The sequence below is a fragment of the Pantoea sp. GM01 genome (genome assembly GCF_000282675.1).
Taxonomy (GTDB): Bacteria; Pseudomonadota; Gammaproteobacteria; order Enterobacterales; family Enterobacteriaceae; genus Pantoea; species Pantoea nemavictus.
Map to the genome: position 1 here is coordinate 39,881 of NZ_AKIU01000005.1, position 14,855 is coordinate 54,735.

Consider the following 14,855-nt stretch of genomic DNA (forward strand, 5'->3'; position numbering starts at 1 on the left):
GTTAATTGAGTTGTTCCAGCTGAGCGAGCTTCGCTACGCGACGTACAAAATCGTCGTCATACACGAACTCAGCCTCGAGGAAGGCGGCAATCAGATCGCGCGCCAGCCACGGCCCGACAATCTGCGCCCCCATACACATAACGTTGACATCATCATGCTCAACCGACTGGTGAGCGGAATGTACGTCGTGACACACTGCCGCACGGATGCCTTTGACTTTATTCGCCGCGATCACTGCGCCGACGCCCGTACCACACACTAGAATGCCGCGCTGACCTGCATGGCTTCGCACTTTGCTGCATACCGCCAGGGCTATATCCGGAAAGTCAACGGGCTCTGGGTTATGGCTGCCTACGTCTTCAACCTGATAGCCGGCCTCCTGCAGCCACTGCTTCAGTTCCTGCTTGAGGTGAAACCCTGCGTGGTCACTGCCAATCACAATCTGCATCTGCTGTTTTCCTTTTAGGGGGTATTGAGGGGCGATGAACCGCTGCTGGCCTTGAGTATGGTGGCGCGGCGGCGAAAATCAGAACCAATCTCGAAGTGGCGGCCAAGTAACTCATCGGCTTTTTCTTCATCACGTTCGACAATTGCGGAAAAAATGGCGCGGTGGTGGTCAATCAGGAACTCTTCAATACCTTCGACCTGAATGATCTGTTCGCGGCGATCCAGGTGAGACCGGCGCATCAGCATGCTGATGGACTGATAGATGTTAATAAGCGTTGGCGACCCGGATGCGTTCACGATGGTTTCGTGGAAACGGAAATCCGCCAGGCCACCCAGCTCAGGCGTACGAATGGTGTCGATGATGTCGCTCAGGCAGGCAGCCAGGCGATCGTAGTCACTTTGCGTGGCGCGGCGACAGGCCAGGCGAACCGCCTGACGTTCAATGGCGATACGCGCCTGCATAACGTCATCAACAACATTGGGCTGGTGGGCCAGCACGAAGGTGAAGAATTCCCCCAGTATTGAAACGTCGGGCTTGGTAACAACGGTGCCAATACCGTGACGTATCTCAACCGCCCCTATCATGGCTAGTGCGCGGAGTGCCTCACGTAGTACTGGCCGGCTTACGCCTAACTTTGCAGAGAGCTCGCGCTCTGGCAGCAGGCTGTCCCCTGCTGTGAGTTCCCCATTCAGCAACTGCTCGCGCAAAAATTTCACTACTCGATCGTAGCCATTCCCGCTTTCTGCTTTTTCACGCCTGATTTCCATGTCTTAATACCAGTGGTCTTTAATGGTAATACCAATGGTAGATATGTTGATTAATTATTAACGTGATGTTGATCTTTATTTGAGCAGGTCGTTTTGTGAGCTGTGTAGAAAACTGACAAGGAAAGAGATGTTTTAAACAAAGTGAACAGAAGGGGTAGCCGTATCAATGGAGACAACATTGCTGTAAAAACTAAATCCTCCCGCGAGGTAGATGTCAGCAGCCGGGAGCACAGGAGACGCTGTCTTCATGAAGGCGACCAGGCAATTCCTGATGAACCGGCGATGCACAGATAACATTACTGTAGAGATGTCATCCCTCTCTGTCAGAGCACTGCACGGCGTTAAGCATACAGAAGCGAAACGGGTTAAAACCCGGTAGCGGCCTTTTCAGAGAATCGCCAGCATGATCAGCGTTTTGAATATGTGGCGTCATTCCCCTGCCCTGCGTTCCCGAGCGCGGATGCTGAGGTCGCTTTACCGAATCTGGGGATGAACCGGGTTACGCAGGCCACGCCCGGAGAGCGGCAGGGGCCGTTATCCACATCAGCCCTGCACATCTTATACCTAAAGCTGTGGATAGATTGCTGCAGACCGTGCAGTCAGGAGCGCGCAGACATCCGATTATTTTTTAATCACTCGGCTAGGTATATCGCTTTAAAAATCAACGAACGGACAGTTTTACCTCCCCTCCCCTGCCAACAGCATCTTGCGTCTGCCTGAAAGCCAGTTAATAATACTGTAAATATATACAGCATTTAATGCGAGACTCTTTTTATGTTCAACGCCTTTGAGTTGATAAACCCGGCGTCAAATCCGCCTCCCCGTTTCCGGCCGTTATTTCTTGAGCGTGTACCCTGCGGGTTTCCCTCCCCCTGCCAGGACTACGCTGAGCAGGAGCTGGACCTCAATGAACATCTCATCACTCACAGGGCAAGCACCTTCTTCCTGCGCGCACAGGGAAGCAGCATGCAGGACATTGGCCTGTATGACGGTGACCTGCTTATCGTTGATCGCTCACTGAAACCTGAACACAGCGACATCATCATCGCGGAGGTTTACGGCGAGTTTACGGTAAAACGCCTGCTGATCACGCCTGACGGGCCGGTTCTGCAGCCAATGAATCCTGCCTACCCCATAATCAAACCCGATCCTGATTCGCTTCAGATTTTCGGCGTGGTCATCCATTTCGTTCACACCACGCGCCGGAGAAATTGAGTGTTTGGGCTTATCGATGTGAATTCATTTTATGCAAGCGTGGAGAAAGCGTTTCAGCCCTCGCTAAGGAATGAGCCTGTCTGCATCCTTTCAAATAACGATGGCTGCGTTATAGCAAGAAGCAAAGAAGCCAAAAAATATATACGCATGGGAGAACCCTGGTTCAAAATTAAAAATCAGCAGTTCCCCGTTAAGATCCATTTTTTCTCCAGCAATTACGCGCTTTATCATTCCATGAGCACTAGGGTAATGTCCTGTATTGAAGAGATGGTTCCGCGCCTGGAAGTGTATTCAGTAGACGAAGGGTTTTGTGACTGCTCAGGTATGGAACTGACCATGCCCTATGAAGACTTTGGGCACAGGATCCGTGCGCATGTTAGAGCCTGTACCGGCCTGACAGTTGGGGTCGGACTAGGCCCTACGAAGACCCTGGCGAAGTCAGCTCAGTGGGCCAGTAAAGAATGGCCACAGTTTGAGGGCGTGCTTGCGCTTACTCCGGGAAATCAGAAGCGCACTGAAGCGCTTCTCACGCGCCAGCCAGTTGAGGAGCTCTGGGGCGTAGGTTCAAGAATTGGGAAACGATTGCACCTGCTCGGCATTAAAACCGCATTGGATCTGGCTCGCTCATCTCCTGTTTTCATCCGCAAAAACTTCGGCGTCACAATGGAACGCACACTTCGTGAGCTTAACGGAGAATCTTGCATTTTAATGGAAGATGCTCCCCCACCAAAGCAGCAGATTGTGGTTAGCCGGAGTTTCGGTGAGCGTATTACAACTTATGATGCCATGCGTCAGGCAATCTGCACTTACGCAGAGCGTGTGGGTGAAAAGCTACGAGAAGACCGTCAGTTCTGCCATCACGTTTCCGTCTTTATTCGCACATCCCCTTTTGATACCGGTCAGCCGGGTTATGGCAACACGGCATTTGTGAGATTACGCGTTGGTACGCAGGACACGCGCAGCATCATTGAGGCGGCTGTAAAGTCTTTGGACACAATTTGGCGCCCAGGTTTCCGCTATGCCAAAGCCGGCATCATGCTTAATGAGCTAAGACCGAATGGTGTTGCACAGTTGAGTCTTTTCGATAATGAAGTTCCCCGCCCAGGAAGTGAAGCTCTGATGAGCCTGATGGACGCAATGAACCGTTCAGGACGCTATAGCATAGGTTTTGCTGGAAAAGGCATACAGCCGGAATGGAAGATGAAACGAGAGATGCTAAGTAAAGCGTGGACAACCAACTGGAAGGAGCTGCCCATTGCCAGAATATGCTAATCAGCAACCATCTGCTTTGCCACGCCACCTACTAGTTTAGCTTTCGCATTTGATGAGCGTCAGTATTCGATAGATGGTGGCTTATCTGACTGCCTACAGGAGCTTAAGCAAAGTGATCTGCAAAATTTTCAATTTGGCGGTGGTCGACGACGTGTCAGTCAACACACCTGTGTCTTCGCTAAGAGAACTAATCCCAATAGGTAAATGTGCTCTCAACGTTCACATCATGCTCTTCAATTTTGTCCTTGCCTCCAGCAATACCTGGGATAATCACGGTAACGTGTTCAAATGCCTTGGTGCACTGATCATACATATCCCATTCATTGCAGCGTGTTACCGTTTTCTCGATAGTGGAAAATGTCTGAATGCTGCTTTCTTCTGCAAGGCTGCCTGTTTTGTCATAACTGTATTCTGTTTTTCTCGAAGCAGATTGCGTGCCAATCAACTGGCTAGCATTGTTGTATCCGAATTGAGTAAATGATTGGTCGGACTTTAAAGAGCTTATTCTTTTAATACTGATTAAGTGACCATCAGAGGTATGACGATAATGGGTCATTGCTCTGCTTGTTAGCGGTAAAGTGCCATAAACTCCTTCAGTAATATCACCGGATCTTTCAATAATTCCCCTTGGGTTAACCAGGTAAATTCCTTTGATATGAGAATCAACAAAAAGGGTGTTTTTTTGCGTCAAAGTTTCCGTCAGAGAATTACGTAAGGCTATATTTGTATCCCATCCATAGACCCGCCGGCTAACGTGCAAGGTAAAGGTGGTTGCCAGAATGCCTCGTAATGATTTGTCACTTCTCTCATGAGCAAAATCGGCCTGTAGCAACCCGCCGCAATGATCAAATGAGAAAGTGCCGGTACCCCGCATAAATCCATCATCGCTTTCGAACTGCATATTCATGTTTTTCAGAACCGCATTCGATGGTATCTGGTCTATAAGGATTAAGGCGTTAATCTGATTTGCAGCTTTTTGTCCGGAAGAACAGACTGCCGCAACAGCCCAGGAAGAGCAGGGCAGTGCAAGACATAAGAGTACAGCTTTAGTCACGAATTTCATTTTTCGTCCCTAAGTGTAGTGAATACTGCAGAATCTTAGGGCAAGATGATAACCAGAAGCTTTAGGGCTGATGCCCACATCAAGCATTTTTTTAGGATAACATTCATTTGTTATTTTATTCGGAACAGTTTCGCATTGATTATGGCTTAAACTCATCATGAAAATGCGGGAATTTCAGGTTGAAATTGAATGAATTTATTCAATTAAATCATATGGTTAAATATGAAATTCTCTCGGGTAATATTGAAATTCAGGCTTACAAAACGAGCCATGCTGGAAACGGGGAGAGTGGCCATCCAGACTGCTGAACAGCGTCGCAATTTGATTTACTTCGATTTCGTTAGCAACTTACGAACTGGGTGATCAAACCAATTCCATACGTACAAACATTTTATGAATTTACGTTAAATGTTGCACGTACAATTATATTGCGTACAATCAACTCATTGATTGCCAACGGAGCGGATGAATGAAGAGTAATTACGGCGGATTAGACGAGACGGCACGCAGAGCAAATGCAATGCTGAGGAGCATGAGTGACGACATTACTGTGAGACGTAATGAGTTTGGTCTTGATCAGTACTATCAGACTTTCACTCGCAATTCGGTTGCCAACCTTCCTAAGTTAAGCCGCCGTGCCGTTGAGCAGGCAATAGATGAAATGGAAGAGAAGGGTCATGTTTTCGGGAAAAAGGATGCGGGTAATGCAAAGCATTATGCGCTGACCATTCAGGACGTGGTAGACATCTATGCCCATCGTAAGGTTCCTAAGTATCGCGATCTGCATGCCGGTGAAGGCCCCTTTGTTGTATTTGTCGTAAACCTGAAAGGAGGCGTCTCAAAAACAGTGAGTACCGTTACCCTGGCTCATGGCCTGCGCGTTCATCAGGATCTGCTGCAGCACGACCTGCGTATTCTGGTGATTGACCTCGATCCACAGGCTTCCAGCACAATGTTTCTGAATCATGCCAACAGCATTGGATCAATTATGGAAACGGCTGCGCAGGCAATGCTGAATGACTTGGACGTTGAACAGTTAAAAGATGACATCATTAAGCCCACCATTATCCCTGGCGTGGACGTTATCCCGGCCTCCATTGATGATGGCTTTATCGCGAGTCAGTGGAATGACCTCGTCAGACAGCATCTTCCTGACATGCTTCCTTCGGATGTTCTTCGCCAGACCATTATCAATCGCGTAGGCAAAGACTATGACTTCATTTTCATTGATACAGGGCCGCATCTGGATGCATTCATGCTCAATGCACTGGCTGCAAGTGACCTGCTTCTGACGCCTACTCCGCCAGCCCAGGTTGATTTTCACTCTACGCTCAAATATCTCACTCGCTTGCCGGAAATGATCGAACAGTTAGAGGAGGAGGGCATCACGCCGCAGATTAAGGGCAATATTGGTTTTATGTCCAAGATGACCTCAAAGCGCGATCATGAGATGACACATGGCCTTGCCCGGGATGTGTTCACCTCTCACATTCTCGATGCGACCCTTCCGCGTCTGGATGGGTTTGAGCGCTGCGGGGAAAGCTTCGACACCATCGTCAGCGCCGACCCCAGCTCATATCCGGGTAGTACAGAGGCACTGAAAAATGCAAAACGCGAAGCAGAACGATTTACGCAGGCGGTGTTTAAACGAATCGAGTTTGTAAGGGGAATCAAATGAAAAAGGAAATGGTAAAACTGGGTCGCCAGCTGGGAAACTCGAGCTTCTCAAAAATGATGAGCGAGTCTGAGAATGAACGCGTCTTCACCCTTAAATCCGGTGCAGAGGCGCGCTTTACGCTCACAAAGATTCTGCATGATGACATTGAAGCACAGACCTTTGTGGATGCGTCTGTTAATGGCCGTGACCAGAATTTCCTGACGCAGGAATCGGTCAGCGATATTGCCCGCACGATTAAGCTTCAGCAGTTCTTCCCGGCAATTGGTCGTGAGGTGGAAGGGCGGATTGAGATACTGGATGGCTCGCGCCGCCGCGCAGCCTGTATCTTCAATGACACGCCATTTGAAGTCCTCGTAACACGTGATGCTCTATCTTTGGCTGATGCACGCCAGTTGGCTGTAGATATTCAGACGGCAAAAGAGCACACGTTGCGAGAGTTGGGTAAACGCCTTAAATTAATGTATCCAAACGGTACGAATCAGTCCGATATTGCGGAAGCAGAAGGCCTGTCCGCCGCGAAAGTTACGCGTGCGTTCCAGGCTGCATCAGTTCCCGATGAAATGATTGCCGTTTTCCCATCAGTCAGCGAGCTGTCTATTAATGATTATCAGACGCTACTTGATATTGCTGAGAAATCCAGAGCAAAAAAAATCAGCCCTGAGGCACTGGCAGACGGAGTACGTGATCGTCTGAGTAACGAAACCACTGGCCTGATGGATGACACGTCCCTAAAAACTAAAATCATTAGCCTCTTTCGCGCAGAAAGTGCGGACACTAAACCTACACGGGACAGTAAAAAAATCGTTACCGAAAAGTTTGCTGATTTTGCAGATAAAAAACAGTATGCACGTAAGAAGACGGATGCGGAAAAGCGGTTGGTTACCTATGAGTTCGCGCGTCTTCCAGCAGCCTACCAGGCTCAGCTGGATGAAGCGGTTAAAGCTGTTCTTGAACGCATGATCGCTGAATCGAAAAGTGATTAATTTAGAAAGGGCCACGCTTCCGATGGCCCCGAAAATACCCACTCCAGATAACACATAACTAGCTGTTTTAATGAAAGTAAAAATCAATATTTCACATTGAAATTCCCGTAGTGCAATTACAACATATCCGCTTTTAAAGGCATCGTCAGTAATTTATGCTTTACGTTATGCGGCATTTCCATTGAAGACTTCAATTCTTGTAAAAAACCTCAATTGAACATGCAATCCGTTAAGAGATGAACGGCTGACAATGAGTACATATGTATGGCTAATTGAGCAGCCAGATGAGAGGGCAAAGGAAGCCCCGAAGCAATGCTCGCCAGCACGCTTCCATACAAATCTGCCGCGTTGTGCATCTATTAACGGGAACAAATACAATATCGAAATATTCTAGGTAATCAGAATAGAGATTCAAGACTATCAACAGGTTACGACCGTGGTTGTTGAGAATTCTATGTAAGTCCAGATACCGCTTAATCAACAGATACCTGCCTGGCATCTGGGAACATTCTTGATAGAAGTGTCGTACTTTAAGGAAGTATTCACGCTGGTCACGCGTTAACGCCATATGGTTCAGACCTTTGGTGCTAATCTCATGACAAGTAGCGCAGTCTGTAGTCAGTCAGAATGAGTTCATCACCATCAGAAAGCAGAACACCCAAAAAATTAAAAATTGGCTCTTCTGCACAGCATAAGTTACTCAGAATTCACGTAGCGACGCCTTCAAAAGTCATCCGGCCAACTGCCAGGGGAGGCTTTACCTCAAAAATTATCACCAGTTAGTGATTAAAATATTAAGTCATCAGGGTCCCAGTCCTTTTCCTGCTCCGCGAGTAGGTCCATGAAAGAAATCGTTTTGCTTCTGGGTTTTTGTTCAGGAGCGAGTTCCGAAACTCTGAGTTTGAGGGGCATTGGACTGACGATACCACTGAATATACAGGTGCCCGTAGAAAGGGTAGGAATTGATTCTTCAGTCAGCTTGTCTATGTAGGATACTGACTTTTCGATAGCGTACAAATCGTTCTGATTAATCAATCTATGTATGAAATAGTTATGCGCCTGAGAAATGATGGTAGATGAAATGTCATTGGGTCGCTGACTGGAGATAGTGATAAAAACGCCAAACTTTCGGCCTTCCTTGATGATCTCTTCAAAAGTTTCCAGCCGGTAATCTTTCCAGCTTTCCGTTTCCCTAAACGAAGTGTTAGACAGAATATTATGAGCTTCGTCGATAATCATATGTAACGTAGAAGGAACGAGCGATAATTTTTTTAAGTTATAAGCCCATTTAGCTATCAAAAGCGGAAGCGTTTTTTTCATTGTTATATTCACCATATTTAGATTTATGATGGCGAAGTTTTTATCGTTCCAGAAATTCCGCTGACCCGTTGTATCAAAAATCTTGGCGATATCTTTCCTGTTCGCATTCATTCTGTTTATGACGGGTGAGATGTGTTCAGGATTTGACTTATTAGATAAATATTCCTGAATTAGCTGAAGGTACATAAAATCAATAAGGTCTTCAATCATGTCATTTTTGAATTGAAAGTTACATGCCAGCCTGAAAATGTAAGATTGTTCGGCATCCACCTCAGCATTAAAAATATTACCGCCTCGTAACCTCCACTTGCCTGCCTGTGAATGAAACTCCAAGTCAGCAATTAAATCCGGATCATCTTTAAATATGGGTCCAAAAAGCTGATGCACCGCATCGCATTTTGCCTTATCTCCAGTGAAGAGATTTTGTCTGACTTTTTTCTTCAGAATATTTCGCATAAACTGAATCGGGTCGTCGCTGTTCATGACTCTCAGGCGAAAATCAATCACCCGTTTAAGAAATGGCTTCTGCGTTTTGTCTGTTGCATCGGTCAGGACGGACAGCATGTCATGTTCAAGCAGGACCTCCCTGGGAAGGGGAAGCTTGTCGCCATTTGCATGATGCGTGTTGAGATTGTACACCGTCTTCTCTTCCGTTATGCACTGCGGGCCAGTGTATTCGCCATTAAAGTCAAACAGGATAAATTTACATCTTTCCCTGAAACGCTCCCCGAGCTGGCCTTTTATCTGCTCAATGCCGGCCTGGTAAAGCGCGGCAAGCGTGTTAGATTTTCCGCTTCCGGTATTCCCGAAAATAGCGATATGTGAGTTGATGAGACCGTTGACCGGTAGCGCAATACTGATATCTTCAAGATCCGTTCGGGTAAACGCCATGACGGTTTCGCCGGCGCCAGCTATCTGATGGACCGTCTGTATCATCTCCTCGGTTACCACAAAGGCTTCGTTGCCGATAAGAGGCAGTTCACGCGAACCACCAATGAAGCTCCCGTTACGATCGATATACCCCGTCAGGGAAGCCGAGAGGTAGCGACGGTAACGCCAGGCATCGCTGCCGCTGCCGGTAGGGTGCTTTTCCTCAATGACTCGTTCTGCTTCTACTTTACCAATCAGGCTCATGAAGCCCTTCTTGATTTCAATGAAGCTGCCAACAGACACGTTTCTCAGGACCTTTCCCTGAAAAAACAGGTCGCTGAGATTCTTGTTCTTATCAACAAGAATGGTCACTGAACGCCCGGACACCTCGCAGACTTCTCCCACCCTCAGAACCGCTTCTAAATCGGTAAAATGTCCGCTCATTTCGTGCCTCCCAGAAAGCACGTAATAATCCTGTTCATTTCCAAAAAATCAACGTTGCCTCCCGGGCGATGAATGATCTCAACGTTGGAATAATCCCGGAATTTCTCCATAAATCCGTCTGCGCTTGCCTTATCATAAGCAAATATCAGCAGTTTCAGCGTTGCATTGCGCAGAGCTTTTTTCGTCAGGGTTTCCAGATGTTCATCAGCAAAAGAAAACCCAAACACCAAGAGAAGTGTGGCCTCTTTATCAAGCTCGTTAGAATACGTTCGCAACAGATCATAATAAACATTCTGCAGCAGGGTCTCTTTAAATTTTTCTTTACGGGGAAGGATGAGTGCGTGGTTGAGAACCCATTTTTTCATCTGGTCTGGAGAGGTAAAAGCGGCCGGTTTTTGGTCGGGTATACGATAACTTATTTTTCCGTCGTAATTTTCCCAGGAAAGCGAGCCATGTAATTTTATAAAGTTTACCGTGGGTAATTCAACTTTGTAGTTGTATAAGTTCCCGGTAGAACTCAGGGAATAATTAAAACTGCCTGTATCAAATTCAACGTTACCCCAGACATCCATCCATTTATGAAACCCGTCATTGAAGACGATATTGTTATTATGGGTGGCGGCCTCTTCAATGAATAAATCATAATTCGTCGTGAACACATTGATGCGCCGTGGAAGCAGGCCAGTACGGCGACGCGTCAGTATTTTTTCCAACGAAGCAATAAAGGTTTTGTAATTTTCTCGGGTAAGCGCCAGGTTAGTGATTACATCAGGTCCAAAGGGAACGCCCGCGCCGCGTTCCAGCATGCAATTATGCGGCAACCAGACCTGCGTTAAAAATTGCGCGGCCAGCGCAAAATACTCGTCTTCCTTTTCATCATCGATAAGCTTCTGAAGATCGTTTTCAATTGTCCCCAGCACCTGAATGGCAGGCAGCGATGCGCCGGAACCGATAAGAAAATTGACATTAGCCGACTGAAACACCCGCTCAAAGTAGTCCCTGTCGCCGTCGTTACCGTAAAAGGCGCGCTGTAGTGCCATCTGATCCGTCCCTGAAGTATTAGGATTATTCTGTATCCACCCATCTTAGCGCCGCACTGCACACTTTTACATCACTTCTTCTCTGACCTGGCATTACCCCATTTATGCCAATGCGCGGGATCGGGCCCGCAGGCCTTGCGCCGCAAGGGGAAGGGCGGCTTTCGGGGAAAAAAAGGATCCTTTACGGGCTTTTGATAACCCGCTAATCTGCGGGTAAAACCAAATGCCGGATCCTTTTTCCGCGATTTATTGGTCTGGCTCCCGCAGCCCTGATGCGGGGAAATAGTGCATTCCCCCCGGACATCACTACGTGATAATTAACGGATGAACAGCCTCATTCCCCAGTAGAATTCATCAGAACGCGTCAGCGCGCTCAGCTTCGCGCCCGGCGCCGATTTTGTCACCGCGGTGGCGCTCAGGCGCATGGCCACCGCCAATGGCGCGACGCCTTTCTATTTACTGGCGCCAGAAGTCGCCGCGCTGCTGCACTACATGCCCGACCGGCGCCACCACTTTCTGTTCAGCACGCTGTGGAACACCGGCGCACGCATCGGCGAGGCTTGTATCCTGACGCCCGAGTCGTTTGTGATCGACGGGCCCCGGCCTTTCGTTAAAATTCTGTCTGAGAAGGTCAGGAGCCGGCGCGGCCGTCCGCCGAAGGACGCGGTGCGCCTGGTGCCACTCACCGATCCCGCCTACGTCCGCCAGGTCGAGATCTGGCTGGCCAGCGAAAGGCCGAAGCGGCGCGAACCGCTATGGCAGATGACCGACGAAACCATGCGCAACTGGCTGAAGGCGGCGGTCGCGCGCGCCGCAGGAGACGGCGTGCACTATTCGGTGCCGGTAACGTCGCACACGTTCCGTCACTCATACATCATGCACCTGCTGTACCACCGCCAGCCGCTTAAGGTGATTCAGGCGTTGGCTGGGCACAAGGATGCGCGATCGATAGAGGTGTACACGAGGGTGTTTGCGCTGGACGTGGCGTCCACGCTCGCGGACTCGTTCAGCGGAGAGGGCGCCGAAGCGGCGGCCGTACTGAGAAGCCTGCCGCCGGCCTGAAAATCATTCATCAAAAGGAAAGATAAAAATGGAAGCGATTGTTGCAAAGGCATATGAGCTGATCGAGAAGGTGTTCGTCAGTGTGGCTGATTCTGCCGGCAGTGCTGGTCGTGCACGCCTGGCTCGTCAGGGCAGACCCTGCGGGTATCGCCCGCAGCCTGATCAACAGTGAGAAGCGCAGGCTGGATCACATGCTTACGCTGGACTACCTGAAAGACGGGGCCGATACACTCTTTAAACGCGAGCTGCGCCAGCGCAGTCTATGGAAGCTGACGCGCCTGTTCAATCACAGGCTGCAGGATCTGGCTGTAGAGTTTGCCTTGCACTGGAATGTGCGCGCGAACTACCTCTCACTCTGGCGTACCTGGCTCAGCGAACGGGACGGTAAAATCCACTTCAGCCATACCTGGTATGAAAGATTTCTCTGGATGTCCTGGCTGAACATCCTTGTCAGTACAGGGTTGATGGTTGCCATTCTGGTGTTGTTGTTTAAGGCGCTGATCGCGTGGAAGGCCATGGTCATTGCATTCATGCTTGTCAACTTCATCTGGCTTCCGTGGATGATTTTTACGATGGTCCCATTCAGAAGTGCAACCCGCGAGATGTTTGACCGCGTGGAAGCCTTTAATGCTCTGGAGAAGAGTTCGCGTGGAAGAAGCAATGAAAAGAGTCAGCAGGCGGAAAAAGTGACAGTGTAGCCGGACGGAAAAGGGTATCTACTTTCATGCAAGACCTTAAAAACCGGGATGCACGGTAGGAGCTCATATTGCCGCATACATGCAAGTAGATACCTTTTCACTGCACCCGATCCCGCCCGTTAATACCTGGTTCAACTTTTCACTACTGTGGAAGACAAAACGAGCCGGGGAATTCAATATCCACGTTTTACAAAGCCTTAATGGTAAGTGTGTGCTTACAAACTTAAGATATTCCTTTTCCGCAATAGCGTGACTAAAAAGTATCTACTTTCATGCTCTGATTTACTGCCGGCATGAAAGACGCACGCGACACAACGTGTATCTTCAGAGAGTATCTACTTTCATGCAGCAGCGGGAAGGGGCTTGGCCGAAAGGTATCTGCTTTCATGCATAGTGAGTTATTGCCTGTCGAAAGGTAACCACTTTCATGAGATTCCTCAGGATGGGAGTGTGTTTTCCATGAAAGTAGATACCTTCACAGCGAATTCTTCATGGAAGCATATACCTCAGCAGTCGTCTGCATGAATGCAGATACCTTTGCCGTCAGGGATGGGGTCTGCCGGAGGACGGGACACATGAAAGTAAATACCTTTCGGGAGGACCCGGATGATTTACATTCCCGCATGTAAGCGCTCATGAAAGTAGATACCTTCTGCGTTCACTTCATACTTCTCTGCCCGTACATGAAAGTGAATACCTTTGCGGGAAATCAGTGACCGGGTAACGCCTGAAGCTTGGGAGAGCGACTGCTGATAACAAACTGGATCTCACGGCCCTTTTTCAGCTCGGTATAATCGATGTAGCCTATCTTCATCAGGTCGGCCATTGCGCGCCTGATGATCGAGTTCTGCAGCTTGACGGGCGAACCCATCGCCAGACGCTCTCTGAGCCGCTTCATGGAGATGTAGAGGGTACCGCCGGGCATACTCTCAAAATAGATATAAAGTGACTGAGCGGCTTCCTTACGGGACAGTTCAGACAGCGCCTTGAGGCCCAGCAGCACTTTGTGATCGTATCGGTACAGTTCCCATAGATTACTGTCCGCCGTGATCTCTACCGTATCCGTGTTCATGTTCAGCATTGCGCGCTGCACCAGGTGAGAGAACATGGATTTCTTGCCATCCTTGCTGCTGAAGGCGAGCGTCACGCTGGAAATGCTGAATAGCGAGTCGTGCAGGCGCTTGCGCGAGCGGGCGTTGAGATCGGCGGACTTGATGCCGCACATCTTGGCGAACTCGGTAAAGGGAAGGCGAATGGTTTCGCTGCTGTAGCCATAAGTGGAAAAGGCCATGATTATGCCGAGCCACGTTTTGAAATCCGTGGACATGCTCAGCTTGGCGCCCTGTATCTTGATATCCGTGTAGCCTTCGCGCTTTGCGACTTCCAGACTGGAGAGCTCGTCTGATGCGTCGATCAGAAAGTCACGCTTTCCTTTTTCCTTGGGTGCCACGGGTGTGAAGACACTCAGGCGCAGCAATGCCACCGGCTGAACGGTTTTGTTGCTGTTCGGCTCCAGTAGATAAACTGTTTCTGAATCCTTTTTAACGATCGCAAAAGGGTTGTTTATGTCTATGACTTTGTTGTCGTTTCCCACTTATCCACACCCACAGGTCAGAAAAATCGCATTGTCATGAAAGTGAATACCTTTATAGCATGAAAGTAAATACCTTTACCATGAAAGTAGAGACCTTTTTCATGAAAGTGGAGACCCTTATCATGAAAGTAGATACCTTTTTCATGAAAGTGAATACCAGAAAAGGGGTTTTACCCTATAAGATCATTAAGATAGAAGGCTGGTGATCTCTTTTGATCTTCTAATGATCTCAATATGATCTTCTTATGATCTTAAAAGAATTGATCTATCCGGTGGATATGTTGATAAAAACCAAAGCCTGCCGCGCCTGGCGGCTTGCCCAACGCCTCACAGCCATACAGTAAACAGTATGGCAGCTCACCGTTTTTGCCGGTTCAGATGCCGGTGGATTGGACTGAGTC

Annotated in this window: 11 protein-coding genes and 1 pseudogene; 6 read left to right on the forward strand and 6 right to left on the reverse strand. The window is 48.6% G+C overall.

The features are described from left to right. Position 1: 1 nt before the first annotated feature. Complete coding sequence (rpiB, locus tag PMI17_RS01865; RefSeq protein ID WP_007885480.1) at positions 2-448, reverse strand: ribose 5-phosphate isomerase B; 447 nt, start codon at positions 446-448, stop codon at positions 2-4. Positions 449-462: 14 nt separating this feature from the next. Continuing rightward, the gene (locus tag PMI17_RS01870) at positions 463-1,215 is read right to left on the reverse strand and encodes a FadR/GntR family transcriptional regulator (protein ID WP_007885481.1); all 753 of its coding nucleotides are present in this window, start codon (positions 1,213-1,215) and stop codon (positions 463-465) included. 774 nt (positions 1,216-1,989) lie between these two features. Between PMI17_RS01870 and umuD the strand changes: the two genes are divergently transcribed. Together umuD and umuC are read left to right on the forward strand one after the other, a co-directional pair. After that, positions 1,990-2,430 carry a translesion error-prone DNA polymerase V autoproteolytic subunit gene (gene umuD / locus PMI17_RS01875; protein ID WP_007885482.1) on the forward strand — a complete coding sequence of 147 codons (441 nt, stop codon included), beginning with the start codon at positions 1,990-1,992 and terminating at the stop codon, positions 2,428-2,430. Further along, a complete protein-coding gene (gene umuC, locus PMI17_RS01880; protein WP_007885483.1) occupies positions 2,431-3,702 on the forward strand; it encodes a translesion error-prone DNA polymerase V subunit UmuC in 1,272 nt (423 codons plus the stop codon). Positions 3,703-3,889: 187 nt separating this feature from the next. Here umuC and PMI17_RS01885 read toward each other — a convergent pair whose 3' ends face one another. Further along, positions 3,890-4,765, reverse strand: coding sequence for a hypothetical protein (locus tag PMI17_RS01885; RefSeq protein ID WP_007885484.1), 876 nt, complete (start codon positions 4,763-4,765; stop codon positions 3,890-3,892). 469 nt (positions 4,766-5,234) lie between these two features. Between PMI17_RS01885 and PMI17_RS01890 the strand changes: the two genes are divergently transcribed. Beyond that, complete coding sequence (locus tag PMI17_RS01890; protein WP_007885489.1) at positions 5,235-6,443, forward strand: AAA family ATPase; 1,209 nt, start codon at positions 5,235-5,237, stop codon at positions 6,441-6,443. Beyond that, positions 6,440-7,426, forward strand: coding sequence for a ParB/RepB/Spo0J family partition protein (locus PMI17_RS01895; protein ID WP_007885492.1), 987 nt, complete (start codon positions 6,440-6,442; stop codon positions 7,424-7,426). The genes PMI17_RS01890 and PMI17_RS01895 overlap by 4 nt, the downstream gene beginning before the upstream one ends. A gap of 786 nt (positions 7,427-8,212) precedes the next feature. On the opposite strand, the gene PMI17_RS01900 is transcribed toward PMI17_RS01895, so the two are convergent. Then, positions 8,213-10,060 (reverse strand): ATP-binding protein, encoded by a 1,848-nt coding sequence (locus tag PMI17_RS01900; protein WP_007885498.1) that lies wholly within the window; start codon positions 10,058-10,060, stop codon positions 8,213-8,215. Beyond that, complete coding sequence (locus PMI17_RS01905; protein ID WP_007885501.1) at positions 10,057-11,100, reverse strand: SIR2 family protein; 1,044 nt, start codon at positions 11,098-11,100, stop codon at positions 10,057-10,059. Before PMI17_RS01905 ends, PMI17_RS01900 begins: the two co-directional genes overlap by 4 nt. Before the next feature lie 324 nt (positions 11,101-11,424). Here PMI17_RS01905 and PMI17_RS01910 point away from each other — a divergent pair. Further along, a pseudogene (locus tag PMI17_RS01910) lies at positions 11,425-12,162 on the forward strand (tyrosine-type recombinase/integrase). Between the two features lie 80 nt (positions 12,163-12,242). Continuing rightward, the gene (locus PMI17_RS01915) at positions 12,243-12,860 is read left to right on the forward strand and encodes a hypothetical protein (protein ID WP_007885503.1); all 618 of its coding nucleotides are present in this window, start codon (positions 12,243-12,245) and stop codon (positions 12,858-12,860) included. 709 nt (positions 12,861-13,569) lie between these two features. Here PMI17_RS01915 and PMI17_RS01920 read toward each other — a convergent pair. After that, complete coding sequence (locus PMI17_RS01920; protein WP_007885504.1) at positions 13,570-14,454, reverse strand: RepB family plasmid replication initiator protein; 885 nt, start codon at positions 14,452-14,454, stop codon at positions 13,570-13,572. Positions 14,455-14,855: the final 401 nt, after the last annotated feature.